At 52.8% G+C, this 22,833-nt stretch carries 21 protein-coding genes; 9 read left to right on the top strand and 12 right to left on the bottom strand.

The annotated features are described in order from the left end of the window. Positions 1-201 precede the first annotated feature (201 nt). Complete coding sequence (locus tag NEA10_RS09835; RefSeq protein WP_252665165.1) at positions 202-1,428, bottom strand: PQQ-dependent sugar dehydrogenase; 1,227 nt, start codon at positions 1,426-1,428, stop codon at positions 202-204. A gap of 80 nt (positions 1,429-1,508) precedes the next feature. Here NEA10_RS09835 and NEA10_RS09830 point away from each other — a divergent pair, with 80 nt between their 5' ends. Beyond that, positions 1,509-2,018 carry a Tic20 family protein gene (locus tag NEA10_RS09830; protein ID WP_252665164.1) on the top strand — a complete coding sequence of 170 codons (510 nt, stop codon included), beginning with the start codon at positions 1,509-1,511 and terminating at the stop codon, positions 2,016-2,018. Between the two features lie 58 nt (positions 2,019-2,076). Continuing rightward, entirely contained in the window at positions 2,077-2,559 is a 483-nt protein-coding gene (locus NEA10_RS09825) for a Tic20 family protein (RefSeq protein WP_252665163.1), read from the top strand. Here the strand turns inward: NEA10_RS09825 and NEA10_RS09820 are convergent. Beyond that, positions 2,556-3,362: a fumarylacetoacetate hydrolase family protein gene (locus NEA10_RS09820; RefSeq protein WP_252665162.1), complete on the bottom strand. Its 807-nt coding sequence runs from the start codon at positions 3,360-3,362 to the stop codon at positions 2,556-2,558. The two genes, NEA10_RS09825 and NEA10_RS09820, sit on opposite strands and share 4 nt — an antisense overlap. 171 nt (positions 3,363-3,533) lie before the next feature. On the opposite strand from NEA10_RS09820, the gene rpsP reads away from it, so the two are divergent. From rpsP to NEA10_RS09800, 4 genes are all read left to right on the top strand, one after another. Next, positions 3,534-3,857 carry a 30S ribosomal protein S16 gene (rpsP, locus tag NEA10_RS09815; protein ID WP_252665161.1) on the top strand — a complete coding sequence of 108 codons (324 nt, stop codon included), beginning with the start codon at positions 3,534-3,536 and terminating at the stop codon, positions 3,855-3,857. A gap of 232 nt (positions 3,858-4,089) precedes the next feature. Then, on the top strand, positions 4,090-5,067 hold the full coding sequence (locus NEA10_RS09810; protein WP_252665160.1) for a PhoH family protein: 978 nt from the start codon (positions 4,090-4,092) through the stop codon (positions 5,065-5,067). A 110-nt stretch (positions 5,068-5,177) separates the two neighbouring features. Next, on the top strand, positions 5,178-5,981 hold the full coding sequence (locus NEA10_RS09805; protein ID WP_252665159.1) for a TlyA family RNA methyltransferase: 804 nt from the start codon (positions 5,178-5,180) through the stop codon (positions 5,979-5,981). After that, entirely contained in the window at positions 5,978-7,360 is a 1,383-nt protein-coding gene (locus tag NEA10_RS09800; protein ID WP_252665158.1) for a cobyrinic acid a,c-diamide synthase CobB, read from the top strand. The genes NEA10_RS09805 and NEA10_RS09800 overlap by 4 nt, the downstream gene beginning before the upstream one ends. A 101-nt stretch (positions 7,361-7,461) precedes the next feature. On the opposite strand, the gene NEA10_RS09795 is transcribed toward NEA10_RS09800, so the two are convergent. The 9 genes from NEA10_RS09795 to NEA10_RS09755 form a co-directional block, all read right to left on the bottom strand. Beyond that, on the bottom strand, positions 7,462-8,802 hold the full coding sequence (locus tag NEA10_RS09795) for a TldD/PmbA family protein (protein WP_252665157.1): 1,341 nt from the start codon (positions 8,800-8,802) through the stop codon (positions 7,462-7,464). Between the two features lie 76 nt (positions 8,803-8,878). Continuing rightward, complete coding sequence (locus NEA10_RS09790) at positions 8,879-9,442, bottom strand: Uma2 family endonuclease (RefSeq protein WP_252665156.1); 564 nt, start codon at positions 9,440-9,442, stop codon at positions 8,879-8,881. Between the two features lie 36 nt (positions 9,443-9,478). Then, positions 9,479-10,948 carry a TldD/PmbA family protein gene (locus NEA10_RS09785; RefSeq protein ID WP_252665155.1) on the bottom strand — a complete coding sequence of 490 codons (1,470 nt, stop codon included), beginning with the start codon at positions 10,946-10,948 and terminating at the stop codon, positions 9,479-9,481. Positions 10,949-11,225: 277 nt separating this feature from the next. Further along, on the bottom strand, positions 11,226-12,050 hold the full coding sequence (locus NEA10_RS09780; RefSeq protein WP_252665154.1) for a TIGR00297 family protein: 825 nt from the start codon (positions 12,048-12,050) through the stop codon (positions 11,226-11,228). A 309-nt stretch (positions 12,051-12,359) separates the two neighbouring features. Beyond that, the gene (locus NEA10_RS09775) at positions 12,360-13,223 is read right to left on the bottom strand and encodes a prohibitin family protein (RefSeq protein ID WP_252665153.1); all 864 of its coding nucleotides are present in this window, start codon (positions 13,221-13,223) and stop codon (positions 12,360-12,362) included. A gap of 142 nt (positions 13,224-13,365) precedes the next feature. Then, on the bottom strand, positions 13,366-15,711 hold the full coding sequence (gene glgB / locus NEA10_RS09770; protein ID WP_252665152.1) for a 1,4-alpha-glucan branching enzyme: 2,346 nt from the start codon (positions 15,709-15,711) through the stop codon (positions 13,366-13,368). Positions 15,712-16,013: 302 nt separating this feature from the next. Then, complete coding sequence (locus NEA10_RS09765; protein WP_309494874.1) at positions 16,014-16,316, bottom strand: hypothetical protein; 303 nt, start codon at positions 16,314-16,316, stop codon at positions 16,014-16,016. Beyond that, on the bottom strand, positions 16,313-16,987 hold the full coding sequence (locus NEA10_RS09760; protein ID WP_252665151.1) for a glutathione S-transferase family protein: 675 nt from the start codon (positions 16,985-16,987) through the stop codon (positions 16,313-16,315). Before NEA10_RS09760 ends, NEA10_RS09765 begins: the two co-directional genes overlap by 4 nt. 150 nt (positions 16,988-17,137) lie before the next feature. Next, positions 17,138-17,413 (bottom strand): hypothetical protein, encoded by a 276-nt coding sequence (locus NEA10_RS09755; RefSeq protein WP_252665150.1) that lies wholly within the window; start codon positions 17,411-17,413, stop codon positions 17,138-17,140. A gap of 304 nt (positions 17,414-17,717) precedes the next feature. Between NEA10_RS09755 and NEA10_RS09750 the strand changes: the two genes are divergently transcribed. From NEA10_RS09750 to NEA10_RS09740, 3 genes are read left to right on the top strand one after another with little or no spacing between them, the layout of a single operon-like run. Continuing rightward, complete coding sequence (locus tag NEA10_RS09750; RefSeq protein WP_252665149.1) at positions 17,718-18,260, top strand: hypothetical protein; 543 nt, start codon at positions 17,718-17,720, stop codon at positions 18,258-18,260. A 53-nt stretch (positions 18,261-18,313) separates the two neighbouring features. Further along, positions 18,314-20,206, top strand: coding sequence for a peptidoglycan D,D-transpeptidase FtsI family protein (locus NEA10_RS09745; RefSeq protein WP_252665148.1), 1,893 nt, complete (start codon positions 18,314-18,316; stop codon positions 20,204-20,206). Positions 20,207-20,227: 21 nt separating this feature from the next. After that, positions 20,228-20,695: a DNA phosphorothioation-associated protein 4 gene (locus NEA10_RS09740; RefSeq protein WP_252665147.1), complete on the top strand. Its 468-nt coding sequence runs from the start codon at positions 20,228-20,230 to the stop codon at positions 20,693-20,695. 12 nt (positions 20,696-20,707) lie between these two features. On the opposite strand, the gene NEA10_RS09735 is transcribed toward NEA10_RS09740, so the two are convergent. Next, positions 20,708-22,789 (bottom strand): cation:proton antiporter domain-containing protein, encoded by a 2,082-nt coding sequence (locus NEA10_RS09735; protein ID WP_374111881.1) that lies wholly within the window; start codon positions 22,787-22,789, stop codon positions 20,708-20,710. Positions 22,790-22,833 lie beyond the last annotated feature (44 nt).

Here is a 22,833-nt window from a genome sequence, read left to right as displayed (position 1 = left end):
GCTGTGTAACTACAGGGGTTGTAGTTGCGTGAATATGATTGGTATGAATCTGTTACTACCTTAACGACTTTGTAACGGTTTGTAAAGGGGTGGTTACAAAAATCTTTCTAATGACAGATATAAGTTGGGCTTATGTAAAAGACTGGGGACGGGTCTGTCCGTCAGCGGTCTAGTCATATAGGATATCGATATTCCGACTCATCAATGGAGTCGAATTAACTGACCTTGGGGTGCGTCGGTTAAGACATAGAGATGACCATCTGGGCCTTCCCGCACATCCCGAACCCGTTGACCGATCGCGATCGCCCGTTGGTCTCCCACGTTCCCCGACTCATCTAATTGGATATGATGCACAGATTCCGAGACTAACCCGCCAGCAAAGAGATCTCCATGATAGACAGCTAAGCCTGAAGGGGCGATCGCCGGCGTCCAGACGATATAGGGGTCAACTTTATCTGGATGGGTTTGGCGATCGGAAATCGGGCCTCCCGTATATTCTTCACTATGGGTCACCAGGGGCCAGCCGTAATTCTCTCCCCCCTGAATCCGATTCAACTCATCACCACCCCGGGCCCCATGTTCCGTAGACCAGACCCCCCCGCTGTCTGCATCCAAGGCCAACCCTTGGATATTGCGATGGCCATAACTCCAAATCGCGGGGTCACTTTCCCCATCGTTAACCCAGGGATTATCCTCAGGAATGGAGCCATCATCATTGAGGCGGACAATCGACCCCAAATGACTCTCACGATTTTGGGCCTGAAGACGAATTAACTCCCCCTCCAATTCCACAGGAGGATTTCCCCCATCGCCAATGCTCACCAATAGGGTTTCATCAGGAAGCCAAACCATACGGGAGCCAAAATGTTGTCCTTGCGGCTTGGGGGGAGTGGCGGTAAAAATGACCTCTACATTCTGCAAACGGTCATCCTGGAACTCCCCTCGCGCCACTTGCACCTGGTTCGCATCCGACGTTCCATCAGAATAGGTTAGATACACCAGGGAGTTTTCCTCAAAGCGGGGATGGATAGCGACATCCAGCAATCCCCCCTGATTGATAGCCAAAACCTCGGGAACGCCAGAGACGGGAGTGGGATCTAAGACACCATCGCGGACGAGACGTAAGCGTCCGGGCCGTTCCGTAATCAACATCGTTCCATCGGGAAGCCAAGCTAATCCCCAGGGATGTTCCAAATCGTCAACCACTGTAGTGAGTTGCCAATCTCGGTCGAGGGGGAGTGAAGCCTGAGACTCAGGGGAGGGAGAGGCTGAGTTGGCGGTATCGACCTGAGCCGTCGTGTCTGGAGAGGACTCATCTGGAGATTCTACCGTCGTTGGTGCCGCACAGCCGCTGATGAGGAGTAGCACCAAGGCGGAGCTAGCGAAACGTCCGGTTACCGGTGTTCGAGGTTGAAGATTAGGTTTCATGGGGGTCGTCACTCTCGATTACGTCACATCGTCCATCTATTACCATAGTAGGTAAATTAACCCGCACTGGAGACATTCCTATGACTTGGCGAGGCTCAAATACCCCAGTCGATCGCATCCTAGCCTGTGTCATCTATCTCTTACCCCTGTTGGAATCTATCCGCTATGGCGGCTATATTTTCAACCTGCTACCCCTGCTAGCCACCCTAATCCTAGTTCCCCTCTCCCCCCTGCTCAATTTCTACCAAGGACTGCTGCGAGGGATTCCCTTTGGCGGACTGGTTATCTTCTTTGCCTTGTTCTTGCTCGTCGTCCGCAATACTAACCTCAGTCATTTTCTGCGCTTTAACGCCATGCAATCTCTGCTTCTGAAGATTGCACTGTCGTTGGTGGCGATCGTCACTCAACTTTTGGGACTTCCGCTACAGGCCGCTGCCATGTCGGAGAATCTACTGATGACGGTTTTGGCGAATTTGCTGTTTTTAGCCTTCTTTGGTGGGTCGCTCTACGCTATCATTCAGGCGGCTTTAGGACGGTATCCCGATCTTCCCCTGGTCTCCGATGCGGCCTATCGCCAAGTGCAACGATAAACTCCGATAGGATAGAGAGAGTTGCTTCAACCCACAGTTATCCAGTTTTGATTGTTTTATGAACAACCCGTCTAATTTTAGCTGGCCCGATCGCATCGGTGCGGCCGCCGTCTATCTGGTTCCCCTGATGGAAGGACTGGTCTTTGGAACATATCTGTTTAACCAATTTCCCATTCTCCAAGTTCTCTTTGTTCCCCTCATTCCTCTGATCCAGATTTATACGACCATTCCCTTTGCGGGACTGATCTTCTTCTTCGTACTCTTTTTTGCCGTCGTTCGCAATGATAGTCTCAGCCGCTTTGTCCGCTTTAATGGGATGCAGGCGGTTCTGCTGAGCATTATCCTGTCGATCAGCAGTCTCCTCTTGAGTCTATTTGGATCTGGCTTACAATCCGGTGCGCCATTGCTGCTAGAAACCCTAGTCAATACCCTATTCCTGGGAGTCGTCGCGGCGGTTGGCTTCAGTCTGGTGCAATGTCTACGGGGAGAATATCCGGAACTTCCGGGAATCTCTGATGCCGCCAATTCCCAGGTTTTCTAGTCTGCCCCAGAGATATCCAGTCGGGGAGTTGGCTTGGGAATCACCGGGTTCTCCAAGGCGCCGATTCCCTCGATTTCCACCCGCACGCGATCGCCCACTTGCAGGGGCCCCACTCCTTTCGGCGTTCCCGTGAGAATCACATCCCCCGGTAACAGGGTCATAATTCCCGAGATGTAGGACACCAACTCATCAGGAGAGTGAACCATCCGTTCCAGTTTAGCGGACTGGCGGGGTTTCTCTTCGTCGTTGACAAAGGTTTGTAGTTTTGCCCCAGGATTAATTTCTCGCACCACCCAGGGCCCCAGAGGACAGAAGCTGTTAAAGCCTTTTCCCCTTGTCCAGAGGCGATCGCGCCGTTGTAAATCCCGCGCCGTCACATCATTGCCAATGGTATAGCCCCAAATATAGTCCGAGGCCGTTTCCGGGGAACAGTCCTGACAGGTTTCGCCAATGACTAAGGCCAACTCTCCCTCATAGTCCACCTGCTGAGACTGAGGAGGATAGATGATGGCCATATCATGACCGACCACGGTTGTGGGAGGTTTAAGAAACAACAGAGGTTCCTCGGGAACCTCCGCCGCCATCTCCTCAGCGTGCTCTCGGTAATTCCGGCCCACCGCAATAATTTTCGAGGGCGCACAGGGAGCCAATAGCTCATAGGTTTCCGCCGAACAGGTCATCTCTGTCGGCTTACCGTTCAACCAAGGCGGTGCATCGAAGATCTTGACACTGCGGTCAATTTGCAAAGAGCCATAATAAATTCGTCCTTCAGTCGTGCGGACGCGGACATATCGCTGTGCCATAGCTATCGTCGACTTTAGGGGCAATTATACTGCCAGAATGAAGGAATTCAACCCTACACCGAGTCATGGGGGGGATGCCCAACAGGAAAAAACAGTCTATACTAGAAGACTGACCTTTTGCAGTTATCCTGGTACAGAAGGTTAAACCAGAAATCGCCTACTTTTGCACAGATGATTAAACTTCGACTCAAACGCCTCGGTAAAAAAAGAGAAGCCAGTTATCGTATTGTCGCCATGGAGAGTTCCTCCCGTCGCGATGGCCGTCCCCTGCAAGAACTCGGGTTCTACAACCCCCGCAGTGACGAGACGCGCATCAATGAGCCAGAAGTCCTCAAATGGCTTAACAATGGCGCACAACCCACGGACACCGTTCGTGACATCCTTCGTCGCCAGGGGATTCTGGGCCCCAAACCCGGAACTCCCACGACACCGCCTGCTGCAACTCCGGCTCCGGAAGCCTCTGAGACTGAAGCAACGGAAGAAGCAACGGCTTAACGGCGACAGTTTCGTCCCAACCCTCTCGGTCAGACTCGGTTTTGTTCAATTTAGAGGAAGCTCTAGTCACGAAATAGCTCTAAACTTGGATTAAGCCGGGTCTTTGTCCGTCGTCCCTTGGCTAACTTAAATTCGAGTCATACCAGTTAAGACCGTATAAGTCCCATAAAGCCTCGGCTAACCGACCCGTTCACCGCAGCACCTGCCCATTATCCATTGTCCATTCTAGGATATGACCCTGCGACTCACGATTGACCTCCACAGCCCTGAATGCGCCCTGGCGCTTGTGGGACAACAGGAAGTCAATCTGAAAACCCTAGCTCATCAAACCGGTGCCACCCTAGTCTTACGGGGTCAGGAACTCTTCATCTCAGGAACCGATAGCCAAACTGCACGCTGCGAACAACTCGTTGAAATCCTCTCGCCGATTTGGAAAGTTGCCAAGCCGGTGGCCGATGTCGATATTAACACGGCCATTCATGCCCTAGACACGGGGCGACAGGATGAACTCAAAGATTTGCGAGATGATATTCTCACTCGTACCCGTCGCGGTGAGGATATTCGCGCCAAAACCTTCCGCCAACGTCAGTATGTCAAAGCAGTTCGCAGCCATGATTTAACCTTTTGTATTGGCCCAGCGGGAACGGGTAAAACCTATCTGGCGGCCATGTTGGCGGTGCAAGCACTGCTAGACAAACGCTATGAACGGTTGATTCTAACTCGCCCAGCAGTGGAAGCGGGGGAACGGTTGGGGTTCCTTCCGGGAGATTTGCAGCAAAAGGTGAGTCCCTTTTTGCGGCCTCTCTATGATGCCCTCTATGAACTCATTGATGCGGAGAAGATTCCCGATTTGATGGAACGGGGAATTGTGGAAGTCGCCCCCATTGCCTATATGCGGGGACGAACCCTCAATAATGCCTTTGTGATTCTGGATGAGGCCCAAAATACTACATCAGCTCAGATGAAGATGGTGCTGACTCGGTTGGGGTTTAATTCCCGTATGGTGGTGACGGGAGATGTCACCCAGACGGATTTACCGTCAACCCAAATGTCGGGATTGCAGGTGGCCCAGAAGATTCTCAAAAATGTTGATGGCATCGCCTTCTGTCGCTTGACGGCGGCGGATGTGGTGCGCCATTCTCTGGTGCAGAAGATTGTCACGGCCTATGAGGCGTATGAGAAGAAGAAGGGAACAGGGAACAGGGAATAGGGAACAGGGGGGAGAGGAAAGAGGGTCACCACGGAGGCACAGAGGACACCGAGGAAGAGGAGGGGGTAAGAGGTAAGAGGTAAGAGGTAAGAGGTAAGAGAGGAGAGGTTTTGGTGAAACAACGTTTGGATCTGCTGTTGGTGGAGCGACACTTGTGTTCGTCGCGTCAGTTGGCTCAACGCTGGATTCGGGCGGGTGAGGTGCGGGTGAATCAGCAGTTGGTGGATAAGCCGGGGACGGCGGTGGCGGTGGATGCAGAGATTTCTGTGAAACTGCGATCGCCCTTTGTGTCTCGGGGTGGGGAAAAGCTGGAGAAGGGGTTACAGGTGTTTCCCATCTCGGTGCAGAACCGGGTCTGTCTTGATGGCGGGATTTCGACTGGGGGCTTTACGGACTGTCTGCTGCAACGAGGGGCACAACGGGTCTATGGGGTGGATGTAGGCTATGGTCAGGTGGATTGGAAATTGCGTCAGGATGAGCGGGTGATTCTTAAGGAACGCACCAATTTACGCTATCTTACCCCGGAGCAATTGTATCAAGAGGATGACCCGCGCCCGGATTTGGCGGTGGCGGATGTCTCGTTTATTTCTCTGGAAAAGGTGTTTCCGGCCCTTTGGAGTTTGTTGGTGTCACCTCGGGAGGCGATTGTTTTGGTGAAACCTCAGTTCGAGGTGGGGCGATCGCGCGTTGGCAAAAAAGGAGTTGTCCGCAATTTGGGCGATCGCGCCGATGCCATTATCCAAGTTCGGGATGCGGCGCGAGGTTTAGGGTGGTGCGATCGCGGCCTGGTCACCTCTCCTATCCAAGGACCGGCGGGCAATGTGGAATATCTCCTCTGGCTCCATGAGCAGGGAACTCCTCAATTGGACGATGCCATGATTCAAACAACGGTCCAAGGAGAGTCTACCCCATGAAAGCCCTCGTCATTGCTGGAACCCGGAGCGGTGTTGGCAAAACATCTCTCTCCCTGGGAATCATGGCCGCCCTCCGTCGTCGGGGCCTACGAGTTCAGTCGTTTAAAGTCGGGCCGGATTTCATCGATCCTGGACATCATCGCCTGGCGACGGGCCGCATTTCTCACAATTTAGATGGCTGGATGTTATCAAAAGATGACAATTTAGCCCTATTTCGTCACTATAGCCAGGGTTGTGATGTGGCGATTATTGAGGGAGTGATGGGTGTTTTTGATGGCTATGGGGCCACGTCGGAGGATGGAAGTACCGCTCAAATCGCCAAGTGGCTAGGGATTCCGGTGTTGCTGGTGGTGGATGCGTCGCGGATGTCTCGCAGTGTAGCGGCGTTAGTCTCCGGGTATGTACACTTTGATGCGGATTTGTCAATTACGGGAATTGCCCTAAACAAAGTCGGCAATACTCGCAATATATATCGTACTACAAGCCCTTTAAGTCGCTTGGGAGAGGCCATCGCTTCGGTAACTTCGATTCCCATCTGGGGAGAAATTCCTAAAAATAGCGTTCCAGAAATCCCCTCTCGTCATCTGGGGTTATGGATGGCCGAGGAGGATAATCTGGGAGATGAGTATATCGAGACGTTGGCGGAGGCGACGGAAACCTATCTGGATTTGGATGGCCTGTTGGCGAGTTTGCCCGATTGGCGAGGGGAGGCGGCTGTTGAGGGAATGCCTACGGGGCGTCCGATTCAGAACGTGCGGATTGCGATCGCCCGTGATGCAGCCTTTTGTTTCTACTATGAGGACAATCTGCGTCTGTTGCGAGAGGCGGGTGCAACCTTGATTGAGGTATCGCCCCTACGAGATAAGTTTCCGCAGGACATTGATGGCTTTTATTTCGGTGGTGGCTATCCAGAACTGCATGGAGAACGCTTGAGTCAGAATCAGGGGTTTTTAGGGGGGTTACGAGAGTTTGCTGCTCAAAAATGTCCTATTTATGGGGAATGTGGCGGTTTGATTTATCTGTCCCAGGGGATTGAGGTTCAGGAGAGTCGCTATCGGTTTGCGGGAATTTTTCCCTTTTGGACCCGACTGGGCGATCGCCCCAACCTAGGCTATACGAAAATCGAAACCACTGGCAATCACCCCTTTTGCCAACAGCCTCTGAGGGTTAAGGGGCATCGCTTCCATTATTCGCAACTGATTTCTGAGACGGTTCCCCCTGAGATTCCCACCTGTTACCAGGCCCACAGTTGGCGTATCGGTGAGTTTCCTGAAGGTTATGTGTTAGGAAATAGCCTAGCCAGCTATGTTCATTTACATTTTCGCAGTAACCCGGAGTTTGCCAAACAGTTTGTTCAGGCTTGTAGAGGGTTATACTAGGGGCGATCGCCCCTCAATCCGACGTCTTTCACCCCAGAGGCTAAACCCAGCAGTGAAACAACGCCGGAACACCCCTCACCCCAAAGGATTCGGGTTGGCGACTACTCCCCAGTCACCGACAAACCCTCCACCCAGATGCGAGGACAAACCCCACCCGGCGTAACCTCCGCCTCCGGTTCCACATAAATAATGGACTTGAGAACCTCGCGGATATCCCCCGCCACCGTCGCCGAATCCACACTCACCTTTTCACCCTTATTCACTAACCAACCATCAAAGGGAAGAGAAAATGACCCTTGCAACGCATTCACCCCAGCATGTAAGGCACTCAAATCATCAATAAAGACCAGATTCTCCTCCGTTTCCAACGCATACGTCTGCTCCGGTTGCGAGGCTGCGAAAATATGGTAAAAGTCAGGACTAATCGTGACCTTAGCCCCCATATTCGCATGGCCCGTCGGTTGGGTATTCATCCGTTTCGCCGTCCCCGCACTGTGCAAGAATCCCGTCAAAACACCCCCTTCAATCAAAGGAACCCGGCGCGTCGGCGTCCCTTCCCCATCAAAGTAACTCGACGTCGGATTATCAGCGTGCAGAGCATCATTAAACACCGACAGCAGCGGCGAAGCCACCTGAGTTCCCAGGGAATCCGGGGTTGATAAACTGCGCTTGTCGAGAATGCTTTGAGCATTGTAAAGATTCGAGAAAGCGTTAATCAGACTCAAAAAGGCTTCCGGGGAGAACACCACCCGATATTTACCCGTTTTGACTTTCTGATAGTTGAGGTGAGAAATCGTTTTCTCAGCCGCTTCTTTTAAACAACCCTCAAAATCCAACTGCTCGACCCCAACATTCACCTTGTAAGCCCCAGCAGAACGGGGTTTCTTGCCCTCTTGTTCCGTTTTGCTGTAGAGGTACACCGACGCCACAGAATGGGCTTCATGACGCTGTGCGCCCTCGCTATTGAGGTAAAACCGAGATAAATCCCGTTGCGCCAGACCATTATACGGAACACTGGCGATCGCCGGATGGGCATCGAGTAACTGTTTCTCCAAATCCACCAACCGCTCAATCAGTTGCGTCACATCCAGGGGCGGAACCTGAACTGTCTTTTGGTTCTCAATGGGTTTTGTGGCCTCGGGGCTAAAATCAGGAACATGGTCTTTGGCCCCAAACTCACTAGCGTCAGCCGCCGTTTTCAAGGCCAACTCCAACCCCTTGGCATCGCTGTCTGTCGTGGACGCAATCCCCACAGTGTTATTCTGATTCCAGACGCGCACGGTGACACTGGAACGATTCGAGGCTTTCACCTGTTTCGGTTCACCGCGATCAACTTGAACACTGGTTTCATCAACACTCGAACCCGAAATGTCATATTTACGAATACCAATCTGCTGGGCAATCTCTTGGACTTGATTGGCAAGAACTTGAATGTCTGTCATATTTGAATTGAATCTAGGAATGGGTGTAACTGAACAACGATGAGGGAAGACTGAGAGACAAGAACCTCCCCAGTCTCTAGCCCTCAAACAATAGAGAATCGAGATGAATCAAGAGGTCAGGAAACGCCACCAATCTCAGGGAATCGCCCCGTTCTAAGGTTTGATAGTCCCGATAGCGTCCATTTTCGGGATGACGATAGCATTCGAGTTGATGAGTCAAAGCATTGATGAGCCAAACCTCGGGAATTGACGCAGCCCCATAGCGGGGCAGTTTTTCACTGCAATCGCTCTCCAAACTACTCTCAGCCACTTCAATCAGCAAATAGACATCAGCGGCTTGGGGAAGTCCAGAAAAATACTGATCCTCCCGAGGTTTCAACAGACTGACATCCGGTGCAGGTTCCGATAAATCATTAAGAACAATGGGATTTTGAACATTAATCATGCTCATGTCTGACCCCAACAGCTTCATAAGCTGGTTAGCAATCCTCGTTACATAAGCCGCATGTCGTCTGCCAATTGGACTCATCTTATAGATGTCTCCATCAATCAACTCTAGCCGTTCATCAGGGTTAAGAATCCCCAACTCAGCCATCTTGTGATAGTCCTTGACAGTGAACTTCCAGGTTGTCAATCCCATGACCTAACCTCCTTAATCCCAGTCTGAGCCAGAGTCTTAACGACCGCCGACAGTGATGGAATCCACTTTAATATGAGGTTGTCCCACAGTGACATACACACTGCCACTAACAGAACCACAGAACCCCGGGGCCAGTTCCACATCTTTAGAACACATGGAAATTTTATTCATGATTTCCGTAGCTTCCCCGATGAGAATGGCTCCTTTCAAGGGTTTCGTGACTTTGCCATTTTCAATCAAATAGGCTTCATCAACCCCAAAATTAAATTCTCCTGTGGGTCCAACACTACCGCCCCCCATTTTCTTGCAGTAAATGCCTTTTTCCACCGAAGCAAACAGGTCATCCACTTCATACTCCCCAGGGGCAATATAGGTATTGCGCATCCGGGAGGCGGCTGCATAAGTATAGCTCTGACGGCGACCGCTACCGGTGCGAGGATGTCCCGTGCGCATAGAACCGGCCCGGTCAGAAATGAAGTTTTTTAGGATACCATTTTCAATCAACAAGGTGCGTTGAGTGGGCATTCCCTCATCATCCATATCTAACGTGCCAAATTCACGATCCGATCGCCCCTCATCCCAAGCGGTAAGATTCTCATGGGCAATCTTCTGTCCCTTCTTATCAATAAAGGGAGTCGTTTCCCGCTCAATTTGGGTCGTTTCCAAGAGATGTCCGCAGGCCTCATGGAAAATCACGCCGCCAAAGGAGTTAGCCATGATAATCGGATATTGCCCGGACTCCACATAATCGGCGTAAAGCATGGTTCCAGCCGCCTCGGAGACTTCCTCAGCGGTGCGATCGTAGTTCCAATCCCGTAGGAAACTGGGGTTACTGCTATCGCCAATCCGTTGACTGATGGAGGAGCGATGTTCACCATCGGCACAGAGGAGACTATAACCGACGGATTGCGTCAGGCGAATATCGCGGGCAAAGACGCCATCACTCGCGGCCACGAGAACTTCTTGCCAATCGCGGAAATAGGCGGCCCGACGGGATTGGACATGGTTAGCTTTCTGGTTGAGACAGTCATTCGCCGCCAGCAACACATCGCTCATTTCTCGCATGGAACTACAGTCAGCCAGCCAACCTTCTTTGTGGTTGGTTTGGGCATAGTCGCGGGTGATTTCGAGGTTGATGTCGGGGATATAGGCGTTGCTTCCCGGGAGGGAGAGTCCCATAATGGCCAGGCCTTTCTCTAGGGCAGCTTTCAAGCCGTCAAAAGAGAGGTCATTGGTACTGACGTAACAGTCGGCTTTGCCTCGGAAGACGCGCACCCCGGCCCCGGTGGAGAGGCGGGGGGAGATGCTGGTGATAGCATCGTCTTCGGCTAGACAGTTGATGTAGTTGGTGCGTTCGAGGAAAAATTCGATAAAATCGGCTCCAGCCGCGCGGCCTAAGCCGAGGAGGGTGGCGAGGGGTGCGCGCCAGGTGTCATCGAAGCGATCGCTCGGATTGTGGGGTTTAACGGTGGGGAGTCCTTTGGTTAGTAATGCGGTCGGAGGCATATATAACAGTTTCTAAGAGTATTGCTTAATTTATTGTAACGTTTCTTCTAAGCAGGAGACTTAACTCTGCCCTCCCGAGAGGGGAGAACCCACCCCGCCCTAACGGGCACCCCTGCGGGGAGAACCCACCCCGCCCTAACGGGCACCCCTGCGGGGAGAACCCACCCCGCCCTAACGGGCACCCCTCCCTGGAGGGGAGAACCTGCGCTATTCGCTTCTTCCTCCTCTTCCTCGGTGTCCTCGGTGACTCTGTGGTTCTCCTCCTCTTACCTTTGTCTCAACTGTTGGCAATCAACAGCAAGGCCCAACCCCAGCCGAGGAGAATCGCCAGAAGCGCACCAATGGCCGTATTGATGAAATTTACAACTTCATTGGTCATCCAGTCTAATTGCTCCTGGAGGGTGGCCCCGATGAGACTTTCAATGTTGGTGGCGATGAAGGCGGCTAGGATGCACCAGAGCATCCCGATGCTGTCAATCATCTCTAATCCGTAGCCTAGCAGGGCGATCGCCACCGCTCCCACTAGCCCCGCCAGGGTCCCCTCCAAACTGATGGCCCCCTCGGTTCCAGCGGGAACTGGCTGCAAACTGGTAATTAAAAACGTCCGTTTCCCGTAAGCTTTGCCCACTTCGCTGGCGGTGGTGTCCGCGAGTTTGGTGGCGAAACTGGCGACATAGCCGAGTTGTAGCAAGATAATCAGCAAAGGCGGAACGGCGGGGAGGGGATGGGTGGGCACTCCTTGTAGTTGGGCATATCCCGCCAGGGCGATCGCACAGAATGTCCCTGTCAATGCTGAACCCCAGACATTCTCCGGCCCCCTGGCCCCATCTCGCTTCTCGGCAATCCCCGCCGCTTCCTTTTGCGCTTTCCCAATCCGCGTCACCGCTGAACCAAACAAGAAATAAAACATGACAATGGTATAGCCTTGCCACCCCAGACAGCCCCAAACTAAAACCCCTAAAATCCAGGCATGAACATACCCCGCAGGGGTAAGAAGTTTCTTGGGGAGTAGGGCAGCAAACAGCCACAAACCTGCATTTAAAATGACGGCAAACAGCCAGGGATGCAGGCGAATCCACTCCAAACTGTTGACTTCAAGCATAATAGGCGACCCAAAACTAGATTTAATACTTAGTTTATTTTTGCGATTTCAAAAATCTTAGATGAATACTTTTAATAAGTTACTACATCTAAAAATCGCAGGGATTTCTGGATTCCAAGGTGATAAATACAATTTATGCCAGATTACATTCGTTACTGTAGGGGCGAAAAATTTTTCGCCCCTACAATCTTGTATACCACGCAATAAATCCCACCGTAGATCCAGAAGAATCAGTTGGATTAACCCGCTATCAAAATCAACTCAGGGTTAATCCTGAAAAGCCGATTAACCCATCTTGAACTAATCAAGTTAGCGACCTGAGAGGGCCTCGTCCTCCACATCTTGTAAATTAAACAGGAAAGGGATTCCCGGGGATTCGCTTCCTAACATCAAGACTTTAGGCATTTGAGCGCCCCCTTCGCGCCAAGCTTGGATGGCTTCTTTTTGCAGCACTAACCGTCCACCCTGGGACTTGAGGGTTTCCGCTAGGAGTTTTTGGGCTTCCGCTTTACCCCGAGCGCGGTTAATCTCCGCTTGGGCTTCCTGTTCCGCTTCCTGAGCCACATAAACGGCTCGGCGGGCCCGCTGTTCAGCAATTTGTTTCTCTTCCACCGCTTTGGCGAACTCCCGCGAGAAGTTCAAATCCACCACACTGGTATCCAGAACAATCACCCCATACTTCTCCAGACGAGTTTGTAAGGCCACATCAAAGTCCTGTTTCAACTCCGTGCGTTTAGTGATACTTTCCTCGGCGGTGCGCCGGGCGGCGGCAATTTTAAAGGCTTCTTGGGTTTGCGGGGCAATCACTTTGCTGACGATGTTCTGTAACGTCCCCTGGGTGCGGCGAATTTCCACCACCCGAGTCGGATCGAGACGGAAGTTAATAGCAAAGCGTCCCGTCAAATCCTGAAGGTCTTTGGTGGAACTCTGGGCGGGAACCTCAAACTTCTGAACCGTGACATCATAGACATCCACGACGGAAACCAGGGGGGGTTTGAAGTGAATCCCCTCCAGTAAGGCTCCATCTCGGGCTTTCCCGAGGATACTGATGACTCCCGCTTGGCCGGGAGAGATGACGACGAAGGAACTAAAGCCAATAATGGCGATCGCCGCCAGAATGGCCCCGATAATAATCGATTGTAAGTTCTGGGGGCTTGGCTGTGCGTTCTTCAAGGGTACGCTCCTAAATGATAATGATCAATGTATCTCCCCTCTAGCCTATCGCAGCTTGAGGGGAGGACTCGGCAGCCATAGCAGGGGAGCCCAGCCAGGATGGCCAGCTTCCCCAATCCATGGCCGCTTGGCGCAGGATGGTCTACATCGTTGTGTTGACTGACACCGTATCACTAGAGGTCGTGACAGGGGATGGGTCGCGATCGCGCTTAAACATCAACACCGACAGAGGCGGCAGACATAAATCCACCGATTGGGGATAATTATGGAACGACCATTCATCAGTCCATTTGCCGCCCAGGTTACCCATATTGCTGCCGCCAAAGTTCGCTGCATCGCTGTTGAAGATTTCTTTATAGAAACCTCCTTCGGGAACCCCGACTCGATAATGACTATGGGGTTGAGGGGTAAAGTTACAGACCACCACAATCACATCATCAGAGAACTTATCGCGCCGTAGGAAAGATACCACGCTATGGCTGTTGTCATTACAATCAATCCAGTCAAAGCCCGGTTCCTCAAAATCCTGACTATGAAGTGCTGGTTCATTACGATAAATCTGGTTCAAGGCACTGACAAAGCCCTTCAGATTCTGATGGGGCGGATATTGCAGCAGATCCCAATCTAGGTCATCCCAGACATTCCACTCACTCCATTGGCCAAACTCCATGCTCATAAACAACGTTTTCTTGCCCGGATGGGCGAACATATAGGCGTACAGACAGCGCAAGTTGGCGAACTTCTGCCATTCATCCCCCGGGACCTTGCCCAGCATATTACTCTTGCCATGGACAATCTCATCGTGGGACAGGGCCAGGACGTAGTTTTCGCTGTAGTGATACCAAATGCTGAAGGTGATGTTGTTTTGGTGGAACTGGCGGAACCAGGGGTCCATGGCGAAGTAGTCCAGCATATCGTGCATCCAACCCATATTCCATTTCAGGTTGAAGCCTAACCCCCCCACATAGGTGGGCCAAGAGACCATGGGCCAAGCGGTGGATTCTTCGGCGATCGAGAGGATGCCAGGATAGTAGCTAAACAGCACATGGTTAACTTGGCGTAGGAAGTCTGCCGCCTCGATGTTTTCGCAGCCGCCATATTGGTTCGCCACCCATTCTCCATCTTCGCGATCGTAGTTCAGGTAAAGCATTGAGGCTACCGCATCCACGCGAATGCCATCAATGTGGAATTTATCAAACCAGAAGATGGCATTGGCAACGAGGAAGTTACGGACTTCGTTGCGGCCATAGTTAAACACCAGGGTTCCCCAGCCTTTATGTTCTCCTTTGCGGGGGTCCGCATGTTCGTAGAGGTGAGTTCCGTCGAAGAAGGCTAAGCCATGACCGTCTTTGGGGAAATGACCGGGAACCCAATCCACAACCACGCCAAGGCCGTTCTGGTGACATTGGTCGATGAAATACATCAAATCTTGGGGAGTTCCGTAGCGGGAGGTGGCGGCGTAGTAGCCGGTGACTTGATAGCCCCAGGACCCGTCGAAGGGATGTTCGGCAACCGGGAGAAGTTCAATATGGGTGAAGTTGAGGTCTTTGACGTAGGGAATCAGGCGGTCCGCCAGTTCTCGGTAGGTGAGGAAGCGTGCCCCGGGTTTGAGGTCGGCGACGGCAACGGGGGGTAGGGGATTCCCCAGATAGTCGGTTCCTGGCTCATCGTAGGAGGCGTTCAGCCATGATCCGAGGTGAACCTCGTAAATGGATACGGGGGAGGTCATGGGGTCCGTATTACGCCGGGTTTCCATCCAGTCCGTATCGGACCATTGGTAGCTGTCGAGATCGGTGACGATGGAGGCGGTTTTGGGGCGGATTTCCTGTTGGAAGCCGTAGGGGTCGGATTTTTCGTAGATGTGGCCGTCGTAGTTTTTGATTTCGTATTTGTAGGGAGTCCCCACAGCCACTTCCGGGATGAAGATTTCCCAGACTCCGTTCCCCCGTTTCGCCATTTGGTGCTTGCGACCATCCCAACTGTTGAAATCTCCTAAAACCGAGACGTTACGGGCGTTGGGGGCCCAGACGGCGAAGTAGACGCCTTCGACGCCCTTGGTGCTGAGGAGATGGGCGCCGAGTTTTTCGTAGATGCGATGGTGGTTCCCTTCGCTAAAGAGGTGAATGTCAAAGTCGGTGAGTTTGGGGGAGCGGAAGGCGTAGGGGTCATAAATCACCCGCTCATGGTCCCCTTGTTTGAGTCGCAGTTGGTAGTTGATGGGGAAGGGGTCGGTCTCTTCTTTTTTGTCAACAGGGCGATCGAGTTCACATTCAAAGAAGTGGGGGTGATGGACGGACTCCATGGGGTAGGACTTCCGTTCTTCTGAGAGTTCGACCCAGGCGGCTTCCACATCCGGGAGATAGGCCCGGACCACCCAGACTGGCTTCCCGTCTCGTTCGATGGTGTGAGCGCCGAGGACGGAGAAGGGGTCTTGGTGGCTGTTATGAACAATGTAGTCAATCTGTTCGGTGGAAATGGTTTTTGACATGGGTTTTAAGGGAATGGATGGGTGTTTAGGCCGTGTGCTGTTTTGTTATAGAGGTTCGGGTGCGATCGCCCCCCGCCGATGACTCAGCCCTAGTGTGACATGTCTATAGGTCCCCTGGCCGATGCTGGGTATGCTGACCCTAGGTATTTTGACGTGGGTCTGTGCTGGGGGCTTCCCTAAAGATTTTGGCCGAACCGGGAGGGTTCGGCAACAAATCTTTACAGTTGAAGATACAGCAAAAACCCCTCTCTGTCGGGGAGGGGAGGCAAAAGTCAGGAAATTTGAACCGGAGGGGGGGTCTACTAGAAGGGGCTAAGGGTTCGGAACATCCGCAACAGTTGCAGCAAAAAGATGTTGTAGCGAATCTCGGAACTGAGCTGAGGGGGCTGAGTTGGCTCTTGCAGTTGGGCTTGTAGGGCCGCGTACTCGGCGGGGGTGAGGGGTTCCCCATCGAGGGGCGATCGCGCCTCTAGCAAAATCTCGTTGCGTAACACTTCTTCCGGGGTATCCTCGGCCGGAGGAAGGGCGATCGCCCTCTCAGGAATCGCGATCAGGCTCACGGCCGCAGCGACCACGAAACTCGCGAAGGGTTTGCCGGTCATCATAGGGTTAATCCTGGGGGTAGGGGTTCCTGACAGTGCCGATGAATCTGCCCAATCCGCTCAAACAGCCAGGGATAGTCCTGTCGGTATTGAGGAATCAACGCTAGGGGACTGAGGAGGCCCGCCGCCGTAATATCCGCGACGCTGAGGCGATCGCCCACCAAATAGGGAGAGCCCTGCCAAACCTCTCCTAACTCCCTCAACGCAAAATCCAGACGCTGACGGGCCAAGTCCACCCGGGCCGGACTCATATCATACTGAAACCGCACCACCTTAACCAAGGTTTGGGCAAACCAAGAAGGATTGACGGACTGACCCTCTTTGGCCCGAAAATCGTAATAGAGAAAACGGGTCGCCGTGCCAATACTCTCATCGAGCCAATCTTCCAAAAGCCAAGCCCGGCGATCGCCCTGAGGTTCTCCAAAAGCCCAAGACGGCTCAGGGTAGTAGACCTCTAAAAATCTTAGGATCTCCGTCGAGTCACCCACCGCCACCGGGGCCTCAGGGGACTGAGGTAACAACACCGGAACCGTCGTCAACCCCACTAAGGGGTTCAACTTGAAGCGATGAGCGCCGGGCGTCAAATTCTCCACCTCATAGGAAATGCCCTTATACCCCAAAGCCAAGCGAACTTTGCGGCAATAATGGGATGTACTGAACTGGAGAAGGCGCATCAAAACCACCTCAAACCCGGAAAAAAAAGAAGCGAGGAGCCGCTCTTGGCATGATTCCAAACACAACTCCTCGTTCCTGAGCAATAGGACTCATTAGAGCCCACCCGTCTAGTTAGCCACTGGGACCCTAGAGGAAATGCCGATTCTAGACTAGGGAGCGTCAGGAGTCTCCGGTTCCATGGGAGCTGCCTCATCATCATCAGCGGGATCCATCGGGCTTTCCATAGGATCATCAGCGGGATCCATCGGGCTTTCCATGGGATCATCTCCCTCCGGCATCCCTTCAGGATCTCCTTCCATGGGAGCTTCCTGTTCCATGGGAGCCTCTCCAGGAGCAGTATCGGTAGGAGCAGTATCCTCAGCACAAGCGCCTAGGAACAGAGAAAGCCCCAGAACCGCCATCAAACTTACAAGTTTAGTTTTCATGAATTTGTACCTCTTATGTCAAATGCCCACAACATCAACACCACCTTATTAGGCCGAGTTGAGCTGCGATATTGTAATTTAACTCAAACTTAACCCAAAGGATCAGTGATCATCAAAAAAATGTGTCTAGAGACAGACCCAGCCTAACGCTTCCAAGGGAAACTGACGGTGTTAGGATGATGTGGACAAGGAGTTCAGATCACGTCATGGCCCAAAGATAACTCGACTTCGGTTATATTTCCAGGACGGATAGACTCGCTGATTCTGCTTGCTCTCGTATTTGCTCTCGTATTGGTGGTGTTTTATGACTTACGCGCTTCAGTCTGCGTCCGTGAGATCCCCTCGTTTAACCGGCGATAGGAATCGAGTTGTTTCACTCGAACGCCGTCTTGAGCTGCGTCGTCAGTCCTCCGTCTCAGCATCTCAGCAACCTCGCCCCAGGAACTCCGTCGTGATTCCCTTGAAGGGTCGGGAACAACTGCGCCAACCTCCAACGTCCGCCCGCTTCCTTTCCCCACTCCCTTGGCTGCGCCGTAGTTCAACCCTCATTAGCGCCCTGTTGGCCACCAGCACCCTGGCGCTGTACGGTGGGACGGTCTATTCTCAACAACAGTGGAACAGTGCTAGCCGTGAACTTCAACAACTACGGCAACAGGAACGACAACTCGTGATTGCCACAGAAGCCCTGCGGCAACATGTGATGCAACTTGAGCAAGACCATGAGTTAGACCATTTAGTCGTCACCTCCGAGCAAACCCTCTACATTACCCCAGCCACGACTCGCGATCGCCCCTCAGCAGACCGTCCCTCTGACCCCCCCAACCCCAACTTTCCCCTGGGATATTAAGCCAACCCCCATCTAACACCTGCTCCATTCGCCACCCCAAAGCTGAGAAATTGATGCGTTACGTGCGAGGTAGACCCCTACTCCCTAAACACCGAGAGATCAAGCGTGCGAGAGTCTCCCGGCCCTCCACCCCCCCCAGGCGATCGCCCTCTCGTCCCCCCTCTCAGTCCCATGAGTATCGCGCCCAACTGGCGGCCTATCTGACCACCCTGGAGAATGTCTCAGACTGGGCAATGACTCAATTCCGGGATGTGGTCGCCACCCCTTCCCGCTGGCGCTTGCTCGTCGTTTGGGCCCTATTGGTGGCCGCCGGATTGGGCCTAACCCTAAATCTGTTTGCCCTACAAGTCCTTGAAGGACCTCGTCTTCAGGAACGGGCCGCCGAGCAGTACCAACCCCAATTCCAAACACTTGTGCCACGACGGACAATTGTTGATCGCCGAGATATTCCTTTGGCCATTGATCGTCCCGTGTTTAATCTCTATGCTCACCCCAAACTCTTCACCGCTCCCCCAAGGGACGTTGCGGCGGAGTTGTCAGTGCTTTTGCAAGAGTCTCCAGCTCAACTCCTGGAAAAATTTCAGAGTTTCCCCAGCGGTATTCCCTTAGCAGACTGGCTACCACAACAAACTGCCCGGCAGATTGCCCGACTCCGCTTTGATGGTTTGGAACTTATCCCCGTCTCTCGTCGCTCCTATCCACAAAAGGAAAGTGCCGCTGCCGTGGTCGGGTATGTGGACTTTGATGGCCTAGGCCAGGCAGGATTGGAGGCAGCCCACAACGATGTCTTAAAACGAAATGTGGTTTTCGTGGGTGACGATGCTCAAAATCGGGGGATTCTCGATCGCGCCGCCCCCGCCCTCGCTCGCTTTGATGACTTGCGGCTGCAATTAACTCTAGATATGCGCTTGCAAGGTACAGCAGAGGCCGTTCTCGCTCAAACCATGGAGGAATTTCAGGCCCAACAGGGAACAGTCATTGTTATGGATGCTTGGGATGGCTCTGTGTTGTCTTTAGTGTCTTTGCCCTCCTACGATCCCAACCAGTACAATGACACTCCCCTGGAGCGCTTCCGCAATTGGGCCTTGAATGATTTATATGAACCCGGTTCTACCTTTAAACCCCTCAATGTGGCGATCGCCCTAGAAGCAGGGGCCATTCGACCGACAGATACGTTTCACGATCCCGGTCAGATCATTGTCGATGGCTGGCCCATCTCCAACTATGATTATGCCTATGCTGGGGGACGGGGGGAACTGACCTTAACGGAGATTCTCCGGGATTCCAGTAATGTGGGAATGGTACGCATCATGGAACGGATGGGGGCCAGTGATTATTATGATTGGCTGCGACGGGTGGAGTTAGGAGAACTCACCCAGATTGATTTGCCCTCTGAAACCCCAGGCATTCTTAAAAGCCGTCAGGAGTTTCTCGCCTCTCCCGTCGAAGCCGCTACTACCTCATTTGGCCAAGGATTTGCCATCACCCCGATTCAGTTAGTACGTCTGTACGGTAGCTTGGCCAATGGAGGTTATTTAGTGACCCCCCATGTGGTCCAAGGACTGACTGATACGGCCGGCCAGTTACAGCAGCCCTTCCCACGTCCCCAACGAGTTCGCATCTTTTCCGAGGAAACGGTGCGAGATGTGGTGAAAATGATGGAGGAGGCCGTGGAAGAAGGGACGGGTCAAAATGCGCGGATTCCCGGTTATCGGATTGCGGGAAAAACCGGAACGGCTCAGAAAAGTTTAGGAGATGGGGGAGGCTATTCCAGTTCAGCCGTCGTGGCTGGTTTCGTGGCCATTTTTCCCGCCGAGGCTCCCCGCTATTTAGTCTTTGTGGCTGTGGATGAGCCGTCATCCGGGACTGGGGGACAGGTCGCGGCCCCTGTGAGCCGGGCTGTGATTGAACGGATGATCACCCTCTACCAGATTCCCCCCAGTTGACCTCAGACGAGATTCAGAACCATGTTACATCGGGTGCGTGTAGACAAAGATAAAGCGGATTTGGTGCGATCGCTCCTGCGTCAGGGAGAGATGACCACAGCTCCCTTCCCCACCTATGCAGATATCTTGGCCTTTGCAGCGGCCCTGGGGGCCAAACACAAACGGCGATCGCCCATAAGCTCCGCCGTTAGCCGTGAACCGAGTCCCGTCTCCCTGGATATCTTCATTTCCCGGGGCTATGATCGCCTGATTCAACTGTTGGCCATCATGGCCACAGAAGAAGCTAACATCCTCTCTCCCACCGACCCCGAGGCAGAAGCGCGACGGGTAGAACTATTTGAAGAGTATGCCAATGGCGGCCTAGAGATTCTTCAAGGAGAACTACGGGGAGCCGTCGATTATACGGAACACCTCCTATTACTGCTCACCCATGAATGCAATCCCACCCGCCAGGACGGGATGAGTTTTGACCTACGGCGTTTTTTATAAAGCCGGCCCCACTCAAGCCCCTTCCTGATCCTCCGGAAAATGGAGAATCAACATAGACGACTTCGGTTGACTGCGGGCGATCGTTTCCGCCGCTCGTCCCAAGGCCGGACCCCCCGCACGATTTTTGCCGGCAATCAAGACCAACAAATCATTCGGCTCCAAGACCGTAATCACCTGAACCACTAAGCCGCCGCGCTGCACATCTAACTCCAGCTCCGGCTCCAGCTCCGATAAGTCAACCCGTGGGACCTCGGCCCGACTCGGTAACACCTGAAGAACGGCTAAATCACTTTTCAACTCATTGGCCACCGACCGAGCCAAGGTCAACGTAGGTTTAAACAAAGGTGAGGCCACCTGAGCATCCGTCACGGCTAATCGCACCCGTTGTATATTCTCCAAGGGCTTGGGAAAGCGGGAAACTAAGACTGGAACCGGGGACTGGCGGACCACATTATCAATCACACTGCCAAAGAAATTCTCCCGATAGGTGGAATAGCCTTTCCAACCACAAATCACAAGACTGGCATTGCGCTCCTGGGCCACCCGCAGAATCCCCCAATCAATGGAATCATCAACCCGACCAATGGGTTCAACGGCTGTTACCGCTCCATGGGCAATCATTTCCGCACTACTCAACAGCCGTTGTTGTCCCTCCCGGGCCGCCGAGGAAACGGGGCCGTTGCGATCGGAAAGGACATGCAGGGGCAGAAGCGTGCCATTTTTACGTTTCGCTAAAATAATCGCCAATTGCAGCAAGCGGTCTTCCGTATCGGGGTTGGCCACGGGCACTAAAATTCTTGCCCCCCACTGATTTTGTTTTTCGTTGCTCGCCTGGGTCTCAGATGATTCCACCTGAGGCGTATCCAATTTAGCCCCCCAGCGAGCCGTAATCCAAGGAGAGGCCACACAGGTAATCAAAATCATAATGATGACCCCATTAATGGTCACCTCATCCACCAAGCCAATCTCCAGAGCAACCGTTGCCGCTGCCAAGGTTGAGGCAGCCTGAGCAATCGATAAGCCAAACCCCACCATGCGACCCGGACCCGACCATTTCAAAAACCAGCCCGTGCCCCAAGCCGCCGCAAACTTACTCACCGCCTCGGCGGCCACCATTACCCCAGCCACCAGTAAGGCTTCCGGTTCTTCGATCAGAATCATCGGGTCCACCAACATGCCCACAGAAATCAGGAAAAAGGGCACAAACAGGGTGTTGCCGATAAACTGAATCCGGTTCATCAGGGGACTGAGGGGCGGCACTAAGGGGGTAATGGCAACTCCAGCTAAGAAGGCACCGACAATGGGTTCAATTTGAATTAAATTGGCTAAATAGGAAACAACAAATAGAGCCGCCAACACGAACATGAATTCGGCTCGATCATCATGACCAAATTTAATAAAAAACCAACGACCCAGTTTGGGGATTCCCCAGAGGGTAGCAAAGGTATAAATAATTAGGGAAGGAATCAGAAATAACCAAAATTCTAGGGTGAGTTCTCCCTCTTCTGCTCGTACCACCACCGCCAAGACCAACAGGGCTAAAATATTGGTAATCAGTGTTGCCCCCAGGGTCGCAGTCACCACCCGTGATTTCATAATCCCCAGCCGATTCAAGACGGGGAGGGCAACTAAGGTATGAGAGGCAAAGGTTGACGCGACAAGAATCGCGGCTAACAGGGAATAGTCAAGGGTGAGGATGGCAGCCGTCCCGATAATCATCGGCAGGAGGAACGTGGCTAGACCAAAACTAACCGCACCTTTGGCATTTTGCCGCAAATCTTCGAGGCTGGTTTCTAACCCCCCCAAAAACATTAAGAACAACAACCCCACAGTTCCTAAAAGGTCGATGGTGCTATCAAGTTCTAACAATCCTAGCCCATGAGGACCGACAACGACTCCTGCTAAAATGAGTCCAATAATACCGGGCATTTTCAACCGCTCAAACAAAAGCGGCGCCACGAGCATAATGGCTAGAATAATCAGGAAGATGGCAACCGGATCATCCGTCGGACTCAGGACTTGAGCCAAATAAGGCAGCGGCAGTTGAGAAAAACCAGTCGCCGCGATCGGGAAACACAGATTAATCGGATTCATAAACCTTGTCCAGAGATGGGCCTGTCCCTCATGATAGGAGAGGC

The sequence above is a fragment of the Phormidium yuhuli AB48 genome, from assembly GCF_023983615.1.
GTDB lineage: Bacteria > Cyanobacteriota > Cyanobacteriia > Cyanobacteriales > Geitlerinemataceae > Sodalinema > Sodalinema yuhuli.
The sequence above is the reverse complement of the archived record's forward strand: the minus strand, read 5'-3'. Positions and strand labels throughout refer to the sequence as shown.

What these genes read in the sequence shown, in the direction of transcription:
- NEA10_RS09835 (WP_252665165.1), bottom strand. Translation starts at nt 1,428, where the DNA reads ATGAAACCTAATCTTCAACCTCGAACACCGGTAACCGGACGTTTCGCT.
- NEA10_RS09830 (WP_252665164.1), top strand. Translation starts at nt 1,509, where the DNA reads ATGACTTGGCGAGGCTCAAATACCCCAGTCGATCGCATCCTAGCCTGT.
- NEA10_RS09825 (WP_252665163.1), top strand. Translation starts at nt 2,077, where the DNA reads ATGAACAACCCGTCTAATTTTAGCTGGCCCGATCGCATCGGTGCGGCC.
- NEA10_RS09820 (WP_252665162.1), bottom strand. Translation starts at nt 3,362, where the DNA reads ATGGCACAGCGATATGTCCGCGTCCGCACGACTGAAGGACGAATTTAT.
- rpsP (WP_252665161.1), top strand. Translation starts at nt 3,534, where the DNA reads ATGATTAAACTTCGACTCAAACGCCTCGGTAAAAAAAGAGAAGCCAGT.
- NEA10_RS09810 (WP_252665160.1), top strand. Translation starts at nt 4,090, where the DNA reads ATGACCCTGCGACTCACGATTGACCTCCACAGCCCTGAATGCGCCCTG.
- NEA10_RS09800 (WP_252665158.1), top strand. Translation starts at nt 5,978, where the DNA reads ATGAAAGCCCTCGTCATTGCTGGAACCCGGAGCGGTGTTGGCAAAACA.
- NEA10_RS09795 (WP_252665157.1), bottom strand. Translation starts at nt 8,802, where the DNA reads ATGACAGACATTCAAGTTCTTGCCAATCAAGTCCAAGAGATTGCCCAG.
- NEA10_RS09790 (WP_252665156.1), bottom strand. Translation starts at nt 9,442, where the DNA reads ATGGGATTGACAACCTGGAAGTTCACTGTCAAGGACTATCACAAGATG.
- NEA10_RS09785 (WP_252665155.1), bottom strand. Translation starts at nt 10,948, where the DNA reads ATGCCTCCGACCGCATTACTAACCAAAGGACTCCCCACCGTTAAACCC.
- NEA10_RS09780 (WP_252665154.1), bottom strand. Translation starts at nt 12,050, where the DNA reads ATGCTTGAAGTCAACAGTTTGGAGTGGATTCGCCTGCATCCCTGGCTG.
- glgB (WP_252665152.1), bottom strand. Translation starts at nt 15,711, where the DNA reads ATGTCAAAAACCATTTCCACCGAACAGATTGACTACATTGTTCATAAC.
- NEA10_RS09765 (WP_309494874.1), bottom strand. Translation starts at nt 16,316, where the DNA reads ATGATGACCGGCAAACCCTTCGCGAGTTTCGTGGTCGCTGCGGCCGTG.
- NEA10_RS09760 (WP_252665151.1), bottom strand. Translation starts at nt 16,987, where the DNA reads ATGCGCCTTCTCCAGTTCAGTACATCCCATTATTGCCGCAAAGTTCGC.
- NEA10_RS09755 (WP_252665150.1), bottom strand. Translation starts at nt 17,413, where the DNA reads ATGAAAACTAAACTTGTAAGTTTGATGGCGGTTCTGGGGCTTTCTCTG.
- NEA10_RS09750 (WP_252665149.1), top strand. Translation starts at nt 17,718, where the DNA reads ATGACTTACGCGCTTCAGTCTGCGTCCGTGAGATCCCCTCGTTTAACC.
- NEA10_RS09745 (WP_252665148.1), top strand. Translation starts at nt 18,314, where the DNA reads ATGCGTTACGTGCGAGGTAGACCCCTACTCCCTAAACACCGAGAGATC.
- NEA10_RS09740 (WP_252665147.1), top strand. Translation starts at nt 20,228, where the DNA reads ATGTTACATCGGGTGCGTGTAGACAAAGATAAAGCGGATTTGGTGCGA.
- NEA10_RS09735 (WP_374111881.1), bottom strand. Translation starts at nt 22,789, where the DNA reads ATGAATCCGATTAATCTGTGTTTCCCGATCGCGGCGACTGGTTTTTCT.